This window comes from Bifidobacterium canis (assembly GCF_009727065.1).
Lineage (GTDB): Bacteria > Actinomycetota > Actinomycetes > Actinomycetales > Bifidobacteriaceae > Bifidobacterium > Bifidobacterium canis.
Genome location: NZ_WNLP01000004.1, coordinates 128,344 through 147,083, shown reverse-complemented (window position 1 = coordinate 147,083; position 18,740 = coordinate 128,344). Strand labels below are relative to the sequence as shown.

Annotated in this window: 12 protein-coding genes, 1 pseudogene and 1 riboswitch; of the genes and pseudogenes, 7 read left to right on the top strand and 6 right to left on the bottom strand. The window is 60.2% G+C overall.

From position 1 onward, the window contains the following. Positions 1–41: 41 nt before the first annotated feature. Together GSD1FS_RS05335 and GSD1FS_RS05330 are read right to left on the bottom strand one after the other, a co-directional pair. Positions 42–839, bottom strand: coding sequence for a carbon-nitrogen hydrolase family protein (locus tag GSD1FS_RS05335; protein WP_155588716.1), 798 nt, complete (start codon positions 837–839; stop codon positions 42–44). A 12-nt stretch (positions 840–851) separates the two neighbouring features. Continuing rightward, on the bottom strand, positions 852–2,432 hold the full coding sequence (locus GSD1FS_RS05330) for an ATP-binding cassette domain-containing protein (RefSeq protein ID WP_155588715.1): 1,581 nt from the start codon (positions 2,430–2,432) through the stop codon (positions 852–854). A gap of 349 nt (positions 2,433–2,781) precedes the next feature. Here GSD1FS_RS05330 and GSD1FS_RS05325 point away from each other — a divergent pair, with 349 nt between their 5' ends. Next, positions 2,782–3,912, top strand: coding sequence for a P-loop NTPase (locus GSD1FS_RS05325; protein ID WP_155588714.1), 1,131 nt, complete (start codon positions 2,782–2,784; stop codon positions 3,910–3,912). Between the two features lie 105 nt (positions 3,913–4,017). Here the strand turns inward: GSD1FS_RS05325 and ligA are convergent, their stop codons facing one another. Both ligA and GSD1FS_RS05315 read right to left on the bottom strand, forming a co-directional pair. Next, positions 4,018–6,585, bottom strand: a complete 2,568-nt coding sequence (gene ligA / locus GSD1FS_RS05320) for an NAD-dependent DNA ligase LigA (protein WP_155588713.1) — start codon at positions 6,583–6,585, stop codon at positions 4,018–4,020. Positions 6,586–6,647: 62 nt separating this feature from the next. Continuing rightward, positions 6,648–9,935, bottom strand: coding sequence for a hypothetical protein (locus tag GSD1FS_RS05315; RefSeq protein WP_155588712.1), 3,288 nt, complete (start codon positions 9,933–9,935; stop codon positions 6,648–6,650). 59 nt (positions 9,936–9,994) lie between these two features. On the opposite strand from GSD1FS_RS05315, the gene GSD1FS_RS05310 reads away from it, so the two are divergent. The 3 genes and pseudogenes from GSD1FS_RS05310 to GSD1FS_RS09760 all read left to right on the top strand — a co-directional run bounded on the left by GSD1FS_RS05310 (position 9,995) and on the right by GSD1FS_RS09760 (position 13,022). After that, a complete protein-coding gene (locus tag GSD1FS_RS05310) occupies positions 9,995–12,142 on the top strand; it encodes a transporter (RefSeq protein ID WP_155588711.1) in 2,148 nt (715 codons plus the stop codon). Positions 12,143–12,216: 74 nt separating this feature from the next. Next, positions 12,217–12,528: pseudogene (locus tag GSD1FS_RS09765) on the top strand (ATP-binding cassette domain-containing protein); the annotation flags it as partial. 86 nt (positions 12,529–12,614) lie between these two features. Next, positions 12,615–13,022 (top strand): ATP-binding cassette domain-containing protein, encoded by a 408-nt coding sequence (locus tag GSD1FS_RS09760; protein ID WP_246165865.1) that lies wholly within the window; start codon positions 12,615–12,617, stop codon positions 13,020–13,022. Here GSD1FS_RS09760 and GSD1FS_RS05300 read toward each other — a convergent pair. Continuing rightward, the gene (locus GSD1FS_RS05300) at positions 13,001–14,095 is read right to left on the bottom strand and encodes a pyridoxal phosphate-dependent aminotransferase (RefSeq protein WP_155588710.1); all 1,095 of its coding nucleotides are present in this window, start codon (positions 14,093–14,095) and stop codon (positions 13,001–13,003) included. The two genes, GSD1FS_RS09760 and GSD1FS_RS05300, sit on opposite strands and share 22 nt — an antisense overlap. A gap of 169 nt (positions 14,096–14,264) precedes the next feature. Next, positions 14,265–15,035, bottom strand: coding sequence for a polyphosphate--glucose phosphotransferase (gene ppgK, locus GSD1FS_RS05295; protein ID WP_155588709.1), 771 nt, complete (start codon positions 15,033–15,035; stop codon positions 14,265–14,267). A gap of 327 nt (positions 15,036–15,362) precedes the next feature. After that, positions 15,363–15,503, top strand: a riboswitch (FMN riboswitch). 4 nt (positions 15,504–15,507) lie between these two features. On the opposite strand from ppgK, the gene GSD1FS_RS05290 reads away from it, so the two are divergent. From GSD1FS_RS05290 to GSD1FS_RS05280, 3 genes are read left to right on the top strand one after another with little or no spacing between them, the layout of a single operon-like run. Further along, on the top strand, positions 15,508–16,101 hold the full coding sequence (locus tag GSD1FS_RS05290) for an ECF transporter S component (RefSeq protein ID WP_155588708.1): 594 nt from the start codon (positions 15,508–15,510) through the stop codon (positions 16,099–16,101). Positions 16,102–16,107: 6 nt separating this feature from the next. Continuing rightward, positions 16,108–18,417 carry an energy-coupling factor transporter ATPase gene (locus tag GSD1FS_RS05285; protein ID WP_155588707.1) on the top strand — a complete coding sequence of 770 codons (2,310 nt, stop codon included), beginning with the start codon at positions 16,108–16,110 and terminating at the stop codon, positions 18,415–18,417. Next, positions 18,414–18,626: a hypothetical protein gene (locus GSD1FS_RS05280; RefSeq protein WP_155588706.1), complete on the top strand. Its 213-nt coding sequence runs from the start codon at positions 18,414–18,416 to the stop codon at positions 18,624–18,626. The genes GSD1FS_RS05285 and GSD1FS_RS05280 overlap by 4 nt, the downstream gene beginning before the upstream one ends. The last annotated feature ends 114 nt before the right edge of the window (positions 18,627–18,740 follow it).

Genomic DNA, 18,740 nt, shown 5'->3' with positions numbered 1-18,740 from the left:
CACCGTCTTTTGTTGTACGCGTGATCTATCTGCGTAATGCCTTACGCCTCGTAATATGCGTTGCCCCACACTTCACGCTGCCGGTAGTCTCTCAACGCGTCCACATCAAGCTCGCCATAGTAGATGCCGGGCTTCTCCCCCGCCTCCATGACGAGCATGTCGTCATTCGCATCGTTGAACGCGATGCCATTGAACAGCGTGGAGTGCCCGTTGCAATCCGGCTTGCCTTCCGGATAGTTGCATGTGGCGATCGCCGCCATGCTCTCGAAAGCACGCGCCCGCAATTGGCTGAGCCTGTTGACCTCCATAGGGCAGGCGTTCGGCACGAGCATCAGTTCGGCGCCTTTAAGCATGAGCGTGCGGGCGGATTCGGGGAATTCGCGGTCGAAGCAGATCATGCAGCCCACGCGCACGTCGCCTTTGGCAGTGTGCAATGTGGTCACGGGGAATCTGGTGCCGGCCGTCAGCATGCGCTCATCACCGAACGTGCAGATATGCACTTTCGAATAGTCGAGCACACGTTCGCCCTGCTGGTCGAACAAGGTCACGGTATTGAAATATTTGCCCTGCTCTTCTTTCAAGTAGGTGATCGCGACCGCCATATGCAGTTCGCGTGCCAAGCTTGCGAACCGTGCCACGAACGCGCCGTCGCCGGAGACGGCGAGCGCGCGCAACGCTTCCTCGGATTGCGGAATCTCGTACCCGTCGTTCCACATTTCCGGAAACACGATCAGATCCGCGCCATGTGCTGCGGCGTCACGGCATGCCTGCTCGCCCAAGGCAAGCTGGTCGCTCTGTGGCAGCAACTGGGCGAATGCGATCGTAAGCGGTGCCTTCATATGCTGTTCCTCCTATGCTTGCGCTGGCGTTTCGATCGCCGCGATGAAATCGTCGTCATGACTGACCACGATCAGCGCGCCGCCGTAGTTGGCGAGCGCGCGTGCCAATGCCTGTTTCGAAGAGATGTCAAGATGGTTGGTGGGTTCGTCCATGATGATGAAGTCGATGTCGTCCACCGTGGCCATGGCGAGCAATAATTTGCGCAATTCTCCCGGCGATGGCGCTTGCCCGGCGAGCAGTTTGTCCGGGTCGGCGTTGAGCTGCGCGTAGGCGGAGAGCACGGTGGCGCGATCTTCGCTCGGCAGCGTGTGCAGACGTGTGAGAGCGTCGTCGGCGTCGCGTTGCGTGGTGTCCTGCCGGATGATGAGCGCGCGGGCGAGCGGGTTGATGTGTTCGGCGAGCGCAGCGATGACCGTGCTTTTGCCGAGCCCGTTGTCGCCGGTCAGTCCGATGTGCGAGGTCGGTCCCACGCTGAGTGTGGGGATGCGTATCGCCGTGATGCTCTGGTCTTCCGGCCCGGTGATGGTCCAGGCGTTGCCGGAGATGGTCAGTTCGCTGGTCACGTCGTCCGGCTGCGCGTCGTCGCTCACTTGCGTGCTGCCGGGCCGCAATAGTCCTGCGTCAAGATGGGCGACTTCGTTCAGGTGCGCGTTGACCGGGCGTGTCCAGAAGTCGCCCTCATACCGTTTGGCTGCCGTGGCGATGCCTTGCTGGGCGGCTTGCGCTTGGCTGAGTCGGCCGTTGAGCTGTGCGAGGCTGGATGAGACACCGCTGTCGAGACTGGTGGATTTGGCCATTTTGCGGGCATTGCGCGCATCGTGGTCTTTGGCGTCGATGTGCGCGTTGCCGGCGCGCGCGGCTTCGCGCACCTTGTCTATGCGCTGGGCTTGCACGGCACGCAGCCTGTTCGTTTCCGCTTTCGCACGCGCAAGTTCACGTGAACTGTCTGCATTGCGTTGCGTCATCTGTGCGAAGGCTTCGCTGTAGTTGCCTTGGTATGGCACGGCGACGGTGATGTTATGCCCGTCCACGTGCTGCCGTTCGAAGCTCAGGCAGCGCGTGCAGGTGGCGTCTATCAGTGTCACATCGTGTGAGATCACGATGCCGACGCCGGAGTATGCGCGCATTGCGTCGATGATCGCCGCCCTGGTGTGCGCGTCGACGTGGTTGGTGGGCTCGTCGAGAATCAGCACGTCGGGGTCGCGTTGCAGCGCGCAGGCGATTTGCACACGCTTCGCCTGCCCGCCGGAGAGTGTGTCGAAACGGTAGAGCCACGAATCGTCTATGCCGAGCAAGCGGCGTATTTTCAATGCTTCCGGTGACCAGTCGGCGGCGAAATCGTCGAGATTGGCGGGTGGCTCGTCGAGTTGCTGCACACAGATCGAGATGATGAGACTGCTCGGTTTTGGCGTAATCGTACCGCGTTGCAGTGGCAGTTGCCCGCAGATGAGTTTGACGAGTGTCGTTTTGCCGATGCCGTTGTCGCCTATGATCGCCGTCCAACCTGGCGCGAATGTGGCGTTGATGTCGGTGAACAATGGTTCGGTGGCGTTGTCGTAAGTGAAACCGAGATGAGAAATGGTCAGTTGCATGAAGTCTCTCCTAGCTGATCAGTGATTATTGCCGCTGTCATTGCTGCTGATTACTGAATACGCGCATGGTTACAAAGCATGCGCTTGGCCGGATGTAGCTCGTCGGCGCGCGAAAACGCGCGCACTGTGTTCGTGTACGAGAATCCGACCTGCTAGTTACGCAATGGACTTCTTTCCTTCCGTGTCGCGGCGCTTGGCATATGGGCTCCGCGTTCAAATGACTTGTGCCAATATAACACGCTCCGGCTCATATTTCAAAAGATGGGGCGCTGCTGTGCTCTGGCGCGTTCGCATGGTTTGCAGTACGGTGGATTTTTGTTGCGTATTTGAACACAGCGTGAGGGTGACTATGAGCGAGCAGAAGCAGATCGAAGCGATTGAGTCGGCACTATGGGATCGTCTGGGTCACGTGATCGACCCCGAACTGGGACGCTCGATCACCGATCTGGGCATGATCTCCGACGTGCATGTCACGCAAACCGACACTGATACGTTCGACGTGTCAGTTCAGGTGGAGCTGACTGTTCCCGGTTGCCCGCTCTCGGATCAGATCGCCGCGCAGATCGACGACGCCGTGGCCTCCTACCCGGATGCGACGCTCACGCCGAGCATCACGGTGGGCGCGATGAGCGAAACCAAACTGCACGATCTGGTGGCCGACTTGAAGGCTCAACGTCGCCAGAACCCGTTCAACAAGCCCGGCATCAAGACGCGCGTGTTCGCCGTCGCCTCCGGCAAAGGCGGCGTGGGCAAATCGTCGATCAGCGCGAATCTGGCCGCCACATTCGCCGCGCTTGGCTACGACACGGCGGCGATCGACGCCGACATCTACGGTTTCTCGCTACCCCGGCTGTTCGGCGTGCATTCGCAGCCGACGAATCTGAACGGCATGCTGATGCCGGTGACCGCGTGGGGCGTCAAACTGATGTCGATCGGCATGTTCGCCGGCGCCGATCGTGCGATTCTGTGGCGCGGCCCACGGTTGCAACGTTCGCTTGAACAGTTCCTCGCCGACGTGTGGTGGGGGGATCCCGATGTGCTGGTGCTCGACTTGGCTCCCGGCACCGGCGACATGGCGATCTCCGTGGCGCAGGCGTTGCCGAACGCCGAGCTCGTGGTGGTGACGACACCGCAACCATCCGCTTCCGACATCGCCGTGCGTTCCGGCTTGGTCGCTTTGCAAGTGCCGATGCGTGTGCGCGGCGTTGTGGAGAACATGAGTTATTACGAGCACAAAGGTGAGCGTTTGGAGATCTTCGGCGCAGGCGGCGGCCAGCGTGTCAGCGACCAGCTCACACGGGCGCTTGGCTATGATGTGCCTCTTATGGCGCAACTGCCGTTGGATCCGAATGTGCGCGAAACCTGTGAGGCCGGACGCCCCGCAGTGTTGAACGAAGATGGGTCGCTGCGCGACGATGGTCTGGGTCAGACGTTCCGCGCTCTGGCTGAGCACCTCATGGAGCAGCCTGACCGCCGATAAGCCACGCAGATACTGAATACAACTTGCACTCAATAACTTGGGGCGTGCGAAAACCACGTTTCGCACGCCCCACTATGTTGCACACGCTACAACACCGCGATACTTCTATTGGATGTCTCCGGTGGCGAGCAGGTTGCCGAACTGCTGCTCGTCGAGAATCGGAATGCCCAGCTCCTCGGCTTTCGTGGCCTTGGAGCCCGGATTGGCTCCGACGACAACCCAGTCGGTTTTCTTGCTCACCGAACCAGAGGCCTTGCCGCCGCGACGTTCGATGGCCTCTTTCGCCGATTCCCTCGAATAATGCTCGAGCGTGCCGGTGACCACAACGGTTTTGCCTTCCAATGTCTGCGGCAGATCGTCGGCTTGTGCTTCCATGCCGACTCCGGCCGCCTTCCACGCGTCAAGCACGTTGCCACGCCAATTGCCCGGCATGCGCGCCTCGTCGAACCATTGGGCGATCGATTCGGCGATCTCCGAACCGATGCCACCCACCTGCTCAAAATCCTCGGCGCTCGCTTCGGCGATCGCGTCCAAGGTCTTGAAATGCTTGGCGAGCGCATATGCCGTCGGTGGGCCTACGTGTCGGATCGACAATGCCACCAGCACGCGGCTCAGATCGGTGTGTTTGGCCTTGTCGATCTCGTCGAGCATCTTGCGCGTGTTCTCGGATGGCGTGAGAATGACCGGACGATCGTCTTTGCCGGTGTGTGAAACGACGATCGCATCGTCGGGAACCGTGTAGCCGACGCGCTCGCCGTTCTCCTTGCGGATCGGCGCGGGCTTCGGGCCGGTCCAGAACGCCGGTTCACGATGCCACAGGCCGGATCCTCCCATGTTGTGGCGCACTTTGCGTTTCTTGCCTTGTGCATCCTCGTGCGTGCGCACTTCGATGATCGGCGCCTCACGCCACACATACACGTCTTTGAGATCGGCTGCCGTCAGGCCGAACACGTTCGCCTCACTGGTCAGCACCGGTTGTTGCGCTGGCGGCAGTTCCAGCCCGTCGGGGGCGATGTATGGTTCGGGCTCCTCCCCCGGTTTGACGGTTATCTCGCGAATGTTCGGCGCATACGCCTCCACCGAATCCGGTCGGTTGTCTTCCGGATTCGTCAGGGCGATGGCGCTTTGATCACCCAAATGCTCGATGTCGAATGCCTTGCGTGCCGCCAGATTGATGATGCGTTCCGACAATTGCGCCGGGCAGCTTTCGGAATTCGGGCAACGCAGGTCTTTGTCGCCCTCTTTCTCAGGACGCAAAGGTGTGCCGCATGACGGGCAGTGGGTGGGCATCACGAATTCACGCAATTCGCTTTCATGCCCCACGCGTTTTTCGACCACGGGGCCGACGAGTTCAGGGATCACGTCGCCTGCCTTGCGCACCACCACGGTGTCGCCGATCAGAATGCCTTTGCGTTTGACCTCGTATGCGTTGTGCAATGTGGTGCGGGAGACGGTGGAACCGGCCACATACACCGGTCGCAGTATCGCGACGGGCGTCACGCGTCCGGTGCGCCCCACCTGCACGGCGATGTTGAGCAGTTTCGTGTTGACTTCCTCCGGCGGGTACTTGTAGGCGATCGCCCAACGTGGCGCACGCGATGTGGCGCCCAAGCGGCGTTGCAGCGCGAGATCATCCACTTTGACGACGATGCCGTCCAACGCGTGTTCGATGTCGCCGCGATGCTCGCCGTAGTATTCGATCATGTCGATGATCTGGTTGAAATTCGTGACTTCACGGTTGTGCGGGGAGATCGGCACGCCCCACTTCTGATACATTTCGTAGGCTTCGGACTGGTCGTTCACCTCGTCGGCCACGTCGACAGGCTTGCCGGGCCCCCACTGCAGTTCGCCGATGCCGTGCGCGTAGAAGCTCAAATGACGTTGCGCCGTGATGCGCGGATCCTTCTGACGCAACGATCCCGCGGCGGCGTTGCGCGGATTCGCGAATGGTGGCTTGCCCACGTCTTCGTTCGCCTCGTTCAACGCATGGAAGTCGTCCCAGCGCATGAACACCTCGCCGCGGATCTCGACCATCTGCGGAATATCGCCTTCAGGCCCGGAGAGGTTCGATGGGATCGAGCGGATCGTGCGCACGTTCATCGTGATGTCTTCGCCGGTCACGCCGTCGCCACGTGTCAGTCCTTGCACGAGCACGCCGTTGCGGTAAATGAGGTTCAACGCCAGACCGTCGATCTTCACTTCGCAGGTCATCGGCAACGGTTTGCCCTCCGGCCATTCCAGGTCGCGGCGCACACCGTCGTACCAGTCACGCAGCTCCTCATACGAGAACACGTCGTCGAGGCTCATCATCTGGGATGGGTGGCGCACGGCGGTGAACTCGTTCGAGAACGTGCCGCCGACGCGATGCGTGGGCGACTGCGGGGTGTCAAGCTGAGGGAACTCGGATTCGAGCCGTTGCAGGCAACGCATGCGCGCATCATAGGCGGCATCCGAGGAGACGGGCGCGTCTTTCACATAGTAGGCGATCTGATCGGTCTCCACCCATGCGGCAAGCCTCGACCACAGTCGCACCGCTTGTTCTACGTTGAGCTTCGTCACATCCAGATCGTCAAGATCCATCGCATCGCTGTCATCGTCCCGCAATGAATCGATCCAGGCATCCGAACCGATCGGATACCTGTCGAGCTGCTCATCGGCCATCGTCGTGCTCATACACGCCCTTTCATCACATGCCTCACAAAACTGTTTTCAGTGTATACGCTGTGCACGCACTGCTATATGCTCAGCGAGCGGAGGAACTGCATGGCGTTCATGCCAACGGCTCCCCCGCCGAGCGCATACCAGCTCACGTTGAGCGCCTGCGCCACCGGGAACACCTTGGCGTTCGTCGCGATATAGGCTGCGTCGCGAATGATCGGCGCACATTCCACCTGCGGCCACACCGGCACGCCATTGCGTGTCAACACGTCGACGGCCTGCGCCGCGGTCTGCGGAAGCTCAAGCCCCTGCGACAGTGCGAGCCTGCGGAACCTGTCGAGCTCCGCACGTTGCGAGTCGGGAACATTCAGCGTCAGCGAAACGCTGAGCAAGCCCGCGGAAATGGCGAGCATCGTCTCATCATGCATCCAGCAGGCGCATGCGAGATAGAAGTATGCCGTCGACGCGTCCACCGGATCGGCGGCGACGCGCAACGCGTTCAGGGCAGCGGCTTTCACCGAAGCCCAATCTTCCTGACCGAAGAAGCGTATGGCCTGCTGAATATGCACGCTGGCGGTGGCGGGAGCATACGAGACCAGCCTGTTGAGATGCTCGTTCGCCCTCTCGTTCTTTCCGAGCCTGAACAGCACCTCGCTGATGTCAAGATGCGCTTGGAACAGCGAGTCCGGAATGAGCGTCACATGTTCGTCTGGCGTGGCGAACAGTTTGTTGTACACCACCCTGTCGGTGTATGAGGTGAAATAACGTGGCACGCGATCACCTTGCGCGAACATGGAGTCAAGCTCGTCGATCGTCTGTTCAATGTGTGCAACGGCACCTTCCTCATCGCCGTTGAACGCCATGTCTTGCGCTTTGCGTCGCGCCTCGTCGAGCGTTGAGTCAACAGTGCTGGTGATCTGCGGGATGGGTGTTCCATCGATGATCGCCGTGGTGATCTGCGTCGCTTGGCGCTCGAGTTCGGGGTCGGCGCTCGATTCGATCAGTTCCATGGCATGAGTGGCCTTCTGGTCTGCACGCATGCTCTCGTCATCCTGCATCTGGCGTATGAGGTCCAATGTGCCGGCGAAGAGCTCGTCGCGAGAAATCGACAATCCGCGCACGTTGGAAGCGCCGAGGAACCTGCGTCCGATGGCGTTGAGCGGTTCGTCCCGATGCTCGGGAATCGTATATGAGTCCCCTGCCATGAACCGCCCGTCTTCCAATGTGAACGTCGGTTCGATCGGGCGCAGCCCCTCATGTTCGTCGAAATCGAATGTGGCGTCAAACGCCCGATACACGTCGAACGGGTTCGAGCATGCGTGTGCGCGCATGTAGTCGAGGAACGCGTCTCGCTCGAAAGTCACGGTCAGCAGGTGCTTCATCGACGGGTTTTCCTGCAGCTTGTTCAGCTGCTCCTGCACGTCGATGCCCGAATTCGCGTGATCTGCGTCAACGCCATCCTCGCTCGTGGTCTTGGCGCCATCCTGGGCGAGCAGGTCGCGCAGCTCCTGATCGAGATCCGGTTCCTGCCCGTCGCCTCCAGCGTGATCGTCCTGCTGCGATTCGAATTCGACACCGTTTTTCTTCGAGGTCTTCGCAGTCGACTGCGAAGCGTATTCGATCGGGTTCGTCAGATCGGTGAACTGGTGCAAGGCGTTGTCCATCAACGTTTTGATGGCATTGTCGCGTTCGAACACCGCCTCTTCCAGACCTATCGAATCGGCGCGCAGCGAAACGCGCTGCACATGCTCGTCGGTGGCGAATGCGAGTGCCGTGAAGATCAACCCTACCTGCAGATTGTATTGCGCGCTGATCCGAGCTCGTTGCGCGTCATCGAGCGGCTGCATGCGCCCACTCGCGTTGTCGTACCGGCTTTCCGGCATCAGGGCGCGGCTTGCCGTGGTGAAGGCGAACGCCACGTCGCCTTGCTCGAGGTTGGAGCGGAACACGGTGTCGAATCGGTATGGCAGTCGTAGCGCGTAGATCGAATTCGCCAATGCGTGGCGGTATGTCCATTCGTCTTCGTCGCCGGACGCGCCGTGCCATGTTGCGACGGCGTTCGGCGATTGAGCCGCCCCCTCGTTGAGCGTCGACACCGCCATCGCCTTGCCGAAGGCCATGTAGTCATCAATGCGGAACGCGTTCGGTTCGTCGAGAATATGCACGGGTTGCAACGGTGGGATGGCAGACAATGAGGGGTTGGTGAGCAGTCGTTCGTCGATGCGTGCGACCTGTGCCAGGCTCACATCGTCTTCGATGGGCAGCATGCCTTGACCGGCGTCGTATTCAAGCCATTCGTCGATGAGCAGGAAACGGTTGATGGTGCCTTCGAGCTGCAGGCTGAGCAGCATGTCGTCATACGACATGCGATTCTCCCAGAGCAGGAATCTGGAATGCGAGCCCGGAGCTTCAATCATGTAGAGCGGCTCGCTGCCATGGTCGGCTTCCAACCCCGACAAATCGTGCATCGCACTGATCTGCTGCATCGATTCGGCGAAATAGCGTTCGAGTCCCGACACGTGCATGCCCAGCTCATCGGCACGTTGCGTCTGTGCGATGCTGGCGCGGATGGCGGCCAGCGGTGAGAGTTTGCGAAAGTTCGTCAATATGTTGCGAGCGCCGAATCCTTGCACGCCGCCGTTGGCGATCGTGGTCAAATAGAGTTGGAAGAACGCGATCGTCACGAAATCTCGATACGTCAGATCACCTTGCTGCTCTTCGGAAAGATCGATGCGAGAGTTCACGAACGCGTATCTGTTCGATGATTTGAGGAAGTTGGCGAGCCATGTCATGCCGCCGTTCCCGTCTTTGCCGTAGATGTCGCCCACCAAGCTGTGACCGGTGCCACGCGTCGACGCGGCACGGTGATCGTGCGAGCCGTCGTGGTCGGCGGAATCCTTGGCGAGCAGAATCGAACTCACGTCGAAATGCATGTCTGGTTCGCGCATCTGCACATTGGCGAACAGGTCGCCGGTGATATACACGTCACCGGAGTCGTCGGCTATGGCGAGTGTGGCGAAGCGCTGGCGTGGCATAAAATAGCCGAGCGCGAATCTGCGGACTCCGGGCATCTGCACCCAACCCACCTTGCTGAACGGCAGGTTCGTCAATCGCATCGGCAGCGCTTTGCGGTGCATCAACGGGTTGAGCGTCACCACTTCCGGCGATGGCATTTGCGTGCCGAGCACAGGGTTCGCCGGCGCTGGCTCGAACATGTTGCGTGCAGAAAACGCCGAGGCAGCGATGCTTTGCGCAGTGCCTGAGATCTGGCGCGCATAGTTCCACGCCATTTGCCCGGCGCCGCGCATCGCCGCGGGAATGCCGTGCCTGAACCTGTTGAAGAAGTCCGGATTCGTTCTTGCCATGCTCTCCAATCTACACGTGTTCGCGCGACTTGGGCACATATTACCCGCATGACATTAGAATGAGCACGGTGAGAACACGCACAGCAAACAATCGACGTACCCACCCGCTCGCCGCCGCTTTCGTGGCGGCGCTCATCATCGTGTTGGTGGAGTGCTTCTTCTTCAATGCCGCGAGTTTCGCGTCGCGTTCCGCGAGCCCCACGCAGGCGGGGTTGAAGTTCGGCCCCGGCCTGGAGCAGACGGGCGATGGCCTGTTGCGCGTCAGCGATGCGACGCAGGCATACATCGATGTTTCTTCGAACGGTTCCTCGGATTATGCGCACGTCGATATGATGTCGGCGGGTGAATATCGGAAGACGCTGCCCACGTTGACGCAGGAGCAGCGCAACGAGCAGGTGCGTGAATCGGTGCATGTGCGTCTCGATGACGGCTCGGTGCACAACGTCGATGTGCTGGTGCCGCGCAGCGCATACCTGAGCATGTCTTCGACGAGTGGTGGCACCGTGCGGCTGTGGGTGGAGGAACCGGTTGACTCGTTCATTCCGATCACCGGCCTGGAGGCTAACGTACGCGTGCCATTCCAGTGGAATTGGGGGCAGGTCGCGGTGATGGCGCTGCTCGCCGCCGTGCTGATCGCCTTCGCTCCACGTTCGAGACTGTGGCGCGTTGAACTGAACACGAAGGCGAAATCGCAGCGCGCCGCGTTCTTCATTGTCATGGCGGTGCTCGGCGTGTATACGGCGGTTCAGATTTTCTGGCAGATCGCCGGCGCCGCTCCTATGGCTTTTCACACGGCAGGCAGGTATTCCTACGATTACGACCAATACGACCATGTGGCACAGGCTCTGCTCAACGGTCATGTGTGGCTTGATCTGCCGGTTCCTCAGGAGTTCAGCCAGCTGGCGAACCCGTATGACACCGCGTCGCGCGACGAGTTGCTCAACCAAGGCGTGACCCATATTTACTGGGATTATGCATATCATGACGGGCACTGGTATTCGTACTTCGGCGTTCTGCCCGCATTGTTGCTGTTCCTGCCATACCGTGCCGTCACGTCGCTGTTCGTGCCCGGTGGACTGATGCTGCCGAATGCGAGCGCGGAACTGCTGCTGATGTCCGGTGCCGCCGTGTTCGCCTGCCTGCTCGTCGTACGCGTGCTCAAGCTCACGGTCCCGAAGGTGAGCGTCGCCACCACCTCGTTGTTGTGCTGCGCGTTCGTCATCGGCTCGAACATGCCGTATTTCTGGCATCGCACGAATTTCTATTCGATTCCGTTCTCGTCTTCCATGCTGCTCATATTCCTCGGATTATGGCTGTGGCTGGGTGCGGGAACGGCGAACAAACGTTCCTGTTCGGTAGGCGGTGCTCCGGCGGTGAGCCTGCGCCATGTGGCTGCGGGGGCGCTGTGCATTGCGGCCACCGCCGGATGCCGTCCGACGTTCGCGTTGACAGCGGTGCTGGCGTTTGCGATCTTCGCCCCGCAGATCGGCGCCGTATTCCGCCGTTCGACGTGGCGCTCGCCGGATGCTCGGCGGTCGGCGTGCAAGTTCATCGCCGCCATGCTCATTCCCGCCATTGTGATCATGGTGCCTGTTGTGGGTTACAACTATTTGAGATTCGGCTCGTTCACTGATTTCGGCAACGCGTACCAGATCACCGTCGCCGACATGACTGATTTCCACACATCGCCGAAAAACATGCCTTATGCAGTGTTCTATTACCTGTTCCTGCCGTTGACGTTCAGCTCACGATTCCCGTTCCTGCAATTGACTCCCGCACCCACGCCAACGTGGTTCTTCACCGAGACCACGCCCGGTGGCTTGTTCGTGATGACGCCTCTTGCGGTGCTTGCGTTGGCTGTGCCGTTCCTGCGCAAGCCGATCGGCCGACTGTGGGCCACGTTGACGTCCGCGTTGGCGCTTGGCGTGCTGCTGCTCGTGTTCGACGCGTATGTCGGCGGGTTCGCCTGGCGGTATTTCGCTGATTTCGCATGGTGCTTCATGCTTGGTGCGATCGTTGTGACGGCTTTGATCGTGCAGCGGGCGCGTCACACCACGGTGGTCAGGGTGGTGTTCGTCGCCGTGATGCTTTATGTGGTGATCGTGTGTGTCGCCTCGCATTTCGTCGTCGGACGCGACGATGCGCTTGTCAACAATTTCCCGTCGATGTTCGTGGCCGTCGATTCGTGGTTCTCGCTGCTGCCGTGAGATGGCACTGCGTCGCTTATGGCTGATTGCCTGTTTCCGACGCGTTCCAACGTTTCGGTGCGTACAATGAGCATATGGGTTTGTTCGCATCGCTGTTCAAAGCGGCCAGACCGGTGACGGCGCCGCAGCAGGTCGAGTTTCATTGTGATTCGGTGGGGTACGCTTTCGACCCGCAGAGTATCGGCGTGACCCATATCACCGCCGACATCTCCTGCGATCAAGGCAATGTGGCGATCATCGGGCTCAATGGTTCGGGGAAATCCACGCTGATCGGATTGCTGAACGGCGAACTTCTTCCCACAAGCGGGCATGTGTTCGTCAGTGCGGAGGGCAAACGGTTCGAAGCAGCGCATGGTGGGCGCTCGCAGATTCGTGCCATCGTCGGCACGGTGCAGCGTGAGGCTGATCTCGATAAGCTCAAGCATTCCGTCAGCGTCGAGGAGTCGATGATCGATCTGCTGAAAAATACAGGTTGTCGACTGTGCAGCGGCGGGCCATCACCGGTGACGCTTTGGCGAAATTCGCGCTTGAACCGTGTGCCCACGCCCCTCTCGACGAACTGGATGGCGAGCAATTGCATTTGTTCGCGATCGCACGCGCGTACGCGACCAATCCCGGCATGCTGCTCGCCGATGAACCGATGCGTGGACTCGATGAGATCAGTTCACGGCATGTGGCGCATCGCTTGTTCAACTGCGGCAAACCCGTGGTGTTCGCCACACATAACGTCGATCTCATTCGCAACGACGAATTCAACATCACACGCGTGCTGGTGATGGACGACGGCACGATCGCCTTCGACGGCACACCGGAGCGCGCATCCGAATTCTATGCGCAGTTGATCCGCAGCAAATACCGTCAGATCTCATCGACGAAGTGACGGACCGCTTCGAGCACCACTCGCACGTTCTCGTCGAACTGTTCGGGTTCCGGCAACAGTGATATGGCGAGGTAGCCGTTCGATTCCATGTCGAAGAAGTAGCCGGGCTGCCCCGTGTAGCCGTACTGGTTGATCAAGTAGGTCACGAAATCGTTCTCATCGATGAACGACGGCATACGCAGCAGCACGTTCCAACCGCCTTCCGCCCGCAGCACGTTGACCACGCCGAGATCATCGGCTTCGAGCATCGCATGCAAACTGTCGAGGTTGCGGCTGATGCGCTGCTGCACCAGGTCGTGCTGTGTGTTCAGTTCCGCGAGCATGTCTGGCATGCGTTCGGCGATGAATTCGCTCATCGGCAGGAAGTCGTCGGCGATCACATCGAGCCTGCGCTGGGCTTCCTCCACGTCTTGGCTTGGCCCCGACACTTCGATCCACCCGACCTTGGCGTGCGGCGCCGCGAGACGTTTCGAGAAGCCGTCGAGCGCAAACGTGAGCACCTGCCGTTCACCGGCGAAGCGCCTGTTGCCTTCGAACGGTTCCAACGCGTAGTCGAAGAACACCTCGTCGGCGATGATGGCGATGTCATAACGGCGGCACAGTTCAACGATGCGCTCGCGCTCCTCCGGCTTGACGTATTGCCCGGTCGGATTGTTGGGGTTGATCACGATGAGCGCCTTGATCTTCGAATCGCCATGTGCGTCATCGGCTAGCATACGTTCGATCTGCGCCACGTCCATGGTCCAGGAACCGTCGAAACGCAGATGATAGGTTTCCACGTTGACGCCGCTGAACTGCGCGATCGATTTGATGAGCGGATACCCGGGTTTCGGCGCGAGCACCGCGTCACCCGGATCGCACAGCAGCGCCATCAGCCATGCGTATGCCTGTGATGTGGAACTCAGCAAGTAGAGTCGGCTCGGGTCGGGGCATCCGATGACCTGCGCAAGCTGCTCGCGAGCCGTTTCCTGACCTCTGGGCTGGGCCAAGTAGCGCGTCGGCAACACCTGTGGTGCCAGACCATGTGATGTCGGATTCGAATCGTTGAGTTTGACCAACGACCGTCCCTGCATCTTCGCCTCCCGCTCCCCTCTGGCTATCGGGTTCGGTTCACTGACATCGATTCGATCTGAAAACGCACAAAGGTATTGTAGGGCCGCATACGGAGAACGGGTGCCACAGATTATCTGTGGCACCCGTTGCGAATGCTGCGCGACGCGACTTGCGCCGCTTGGAGTCTGACTACTTGTTGGCCTGCTGGCTCGCGTAGTATGCCGCGCCGACGATGCCGGCCTCGTTGTGCAGCTTGGCTGCGACGATCGGCGTCTTGATGTCGATGTACGGCAGGAACTTCTCGGAAACACGGCTCACGCCGCCGCCGACCACGAACAGCTCAGGGCTGAAATAGAGCTCCATCAAGCTGTAGTACTTGGTCAGGCGCTTCGCCCACTTCTTGTAGCCCATGTCGAGCTTCTCGCGAACCGACGAGGCAGCATATTTCTCGGCGTCGCCCTTGCCCTTGGCGAGCTGGATATGGCCGAGCTCGGTGTTCGGGATCAGCACGCCGTTGTAGATGAGCGCAGTGCCGATGCCGGTGCCGAGCGTCGTGGCGATCACCAGACCGTCCTGCCCTTTTGCCGCACCGTATGCCTGCTCTGCGAGTCCCGCCGCGTCAGCGTCATTGACGACGGTCACCGGACGGCCGCATGCCTCCGAGAATACCTCGGTCACGTCGACGCCAATCCAGGACTGGTCGAGGTTGGCCATGTAGTCGAGCTTCTTGCCCGGCTTGATCGGAGCAGGGAACGCAATGCCGACCGGAACGTCTGCCGGGACTTCGAAATGCTCGAGCTGCTGACGGACGATGTCGCCCACCGCCTTGGGGGTCGAATGCTCTGGGGTGAGGATCTTGAGGCGCGGCTCCGCGAATTCGCCCTTCTCCAAATTAACAGGAGCTGCCTTGATGCCAGACCCTCCAATATCAACGCCGAATGCTTGCGCGGTATCAATCATTGCAATCTCCCTTGCCGTCGTGTTCAGGGGTGCGTTCTCGCCCTCCCCGAATGCCTGTTGTTTTCTGGTCGCCGTAGCGGACATGCGGAACAGTTGTGCCTCGTGCTCCGAGAAGAATGTTCGAACACCCCTCTCGATGACATTCATATGCCGCTATGCATACGTTTGCACATTATACACTGACATACGTCTCTTTGCACGCCATTCGCTCCCGAGCATCATATTAGTACAACGCTTTAACAAACTAGGTTGGGTAGTGTCGGTGCGAGATCATCCATATTGCGGTTCACCCACCCCGTTATCGAGCCGATCGACTATAGATGGAGATGCAAGTTTCAGGGAAGGTGCAATTCCTTACTGGCGGTAGCGCATGGCCTTGCGCCCTATGCGGAGCCCGCAACCCGCGAAAGCGGTGGATCTGGTGCGATTCCAGGGCCAACGGTATAGTCCGGATGAAAGAAACGAGAACACCATGAGTGTATCTTCTACGCCATCGAATCAGCATGGCAATTCCTCCCATTCCACAGGTTCAGGTGATCACGGTCGCTGGTCCACACGTCGCATCGCCATGTATGCGCTGTTCGTCGCATTGGCGATGGCGGTGAGCTTCATCGAGATTCCGCTGATGCCCGCGGCACCGTGGCTCAAATACGACCCTTCGGGCATCGTGTGCATTCTCGCCGCGTTCGCATTCGGCCCATCGGGTGCCGCCATCGTCAGCGTCCTGGGGTTCGTGCCGCATCTGTTCGTCAATCCTCTTGGTGCGCTGATGGCGATTCTCGTGGCACTCGGCGCCTCGCTTCCGGTGGCGTTCATCTTCCGCAAGCATCCCACGCGCGCCGGCGCGGTGACCGGCATTCTCGTCGGTGCGGTCGTCGCCTTGGCCGCCGCCATCATCGGCAACCTGTTCATCACGCCGCTGTATGCACATATGACGATGCAGCAGGTCGCCATGCTGATCGTGCCCGTGCTGCTGCCGTTCAATCTGATCAAATTCGCCATCAACGGCATCGTGAGCTTCCTGTGCTACAAGCCGATATGCTCCCTGCTGAACCGTCAGGGCTGAGCGAATATGACCGATCCCATCGAATTGCATGGTGTGCGCTTCAGCTACGACGGCGGAAGCACATGGGCGCTCGATGACGTCGATCTGACGATTCACGCCGGCGAACGCGTCTGCCTCGTAGGGCCGAACGGTTCGGGCAAATCCACGTTGTCTCGCGTGATCGCCGGCCTTCGTGCTCCCGATGAGGGAACCGTCCGGCTGATGGGGCTCGACGTGTTCAGCACGCAGCACGGGGCGAATGCCGAACTGTATGCCCAGGCGCGACGTTCCATCGGCGCGGTGTTCCAGAATCCCGAAGATCAGATCGTCACGACGGTGGTCGGCGATGACGTCGCGTTCGGCCCGGAGAATCTCAACGTGCCGTCGGAGCGGATCGGCGAACGCGTGCGGGAATCGTTGACGTCGGTGGCCATGGATCATTGCGTCGACGCCGACCCGACTCAGATGAGCGGTGGCGAACAGCAGCGCATCGCCATCGCCGGCATGCTGGCGATGCATAGCGACGTGTTGGTGCTCGACGAGCCGACCGCGATGCTCGACCCGCGTTCCCGACAAGATGTGCTCGACCTGCTCGACCGCATTCAGCAGGCCGGCACCACGGTGGTGATCGTCACCCATCTTCCCGACGATCTCGTGCATGCGGATCGCGTCATTCAGCTTGATCATGGTCGAATAATCGGCGAACACCCCGGCAAGCAGCTTGCTGAACATGGTCATGGCGAACCAGCCGACCTTGAGCAGGTCACCGACGTCGCCACGTTTGCCGACGCGTTCAATCAACGTCACGGCATCGCTCGGGCGCCGCATGATCCCGTCGTCACGTTCGATCATGTCTCGTTCCGCTACTCGTCCGAGGAAGCCAATGTGATCGACGATCTGAGTCTCGGTATCAACCGCGGTTCGGTCACGGCGATCGTCGGCGAGAACGGTGCCGGGAAAACGACGTTCGTCAAACTGCTGTGCGCGCTGTTGCGCCCGCACAGCGGCAGCATCACTGTCGACGGTCTTGATATCACACGGGCGAAGCGGAGGCAGCGCAAACGTCTGCGCAGCATCGTCGGGCTTGTCATGCAACGTCCCGAACGTCAACTGTTTGCCGACAGCGTTGCCGAAGACGTCGCATTCGGCCCGAAGAATCAAGGTCTTGATGAGGCGCATGTTCGTGAACGCGTGCAATGGGCGCTTGAGATCACCGGCACGCAGCATCTGCGTGAACGCAATCCGTTCACGTTGTCGGGCGGCCAGCAACGGCTTGTCGCCATCGCCGGCATCATCGCATGCAAGCCATCGGTTCTTGTGCTCGACGAACCGTGCGCGGGGCTCGACGATGCCGCAACCGCCCGCATCGAGCGGCTACTTCGCGACCTGAACGGGCAAGGGGTCACGATCGTGTTGATCTCGCACGATCTGAGTCAGGTCGAACGCTTGGCCGACCGTGTGATCGCATTCGGAGCCACGGGTGCTCCGCGTGGCCGGAATAAGCGAAGTGAGGGCATCGTAAGCGAATCTGACGCGGAACACGAGCCGGTCTCCACAACCGACCCACGGCATTCCTGGGTGTCGTCGCTGGATCCACGGGTGAAGATCGTGTGCCTGCTGGTGATCATGTGTTCGGCGTTCGCGATGTCGAGTTGGCTGCAATTGGCCATCGGTCTTGCCGCAACCGCCGCACTAACGCTGGCGAGCAGGATCGGCTGGCGCAGGCTCTGGTTGGCGACGCACGGTTTCATCATCATGTTCACGCTCATGGGCGCGCTCAACATCGCGTTCGTCCACACCGGCGAACCATTGTGGCATTTGGGTGCGTTCACCATCACCACCGGCGGGTTGTCGACGGCGGGCATCTATATTCTGCGCTTCCTCATCGTCGTGGTGCTTGGCGCGCTTCTGCTGCAAACGACGACGCCAACGGGGTTGACGAACGCGTTCGCATCCCTGCTCTCCCCCCTGCGCCGCCTGCATTGGCATACGCAGGAGACTGCGCTCGTGCTGTCGCTAGCGTTGCGTTTTCTGCCTACGCTCGGCTCGGAGGCGTTGGCTATACGCGACGCCCAGGCCGCACGAGGAGGCTCGATCGAATCGGGCACGCCGATGAAGCGTGCGGCGGCGATGTGCGCGATCATCATCCCGATGTTCGCCGGCGCGATCCGCCACGCCGACAACCTTTCGCTGGCGTTGCAGGCGCGCGGCTATCAGTCCGACGCGCCGCGGTCGCAATGGCATGTCATGCACGTGCGCCGTCGTGACTATGTGCTGATCGCGTTCACCGTCGCCACGATGCTTGGAATTTTTCTTCCCACAATGTTCACAATGTGAGTCATGTTCGCGATCCGCAGATATTTTCATGGAAAATATTCACAGCGACCGGCGTCGCGCACGGTGACACAATCACCGCAGCAGATGCCGATGACGAAGAAAAGGGTCATGTGAACAGCAGTGACGAACGCGGTTCGACCCATGTCAGCATGTCTGACCACACGGTTCGTCCCACAAGGACCACCATGCCGTTCAACGGTGCGACATGAGTCGTATTCCGGCCATCATCACGATGGCCGGATTTTTATTCCCCACTGCTAGTTCAGCTCGCCTCCAGATGTTCTCATACAGCGCGATACCGCACATCACCCAACAGCGCGCAT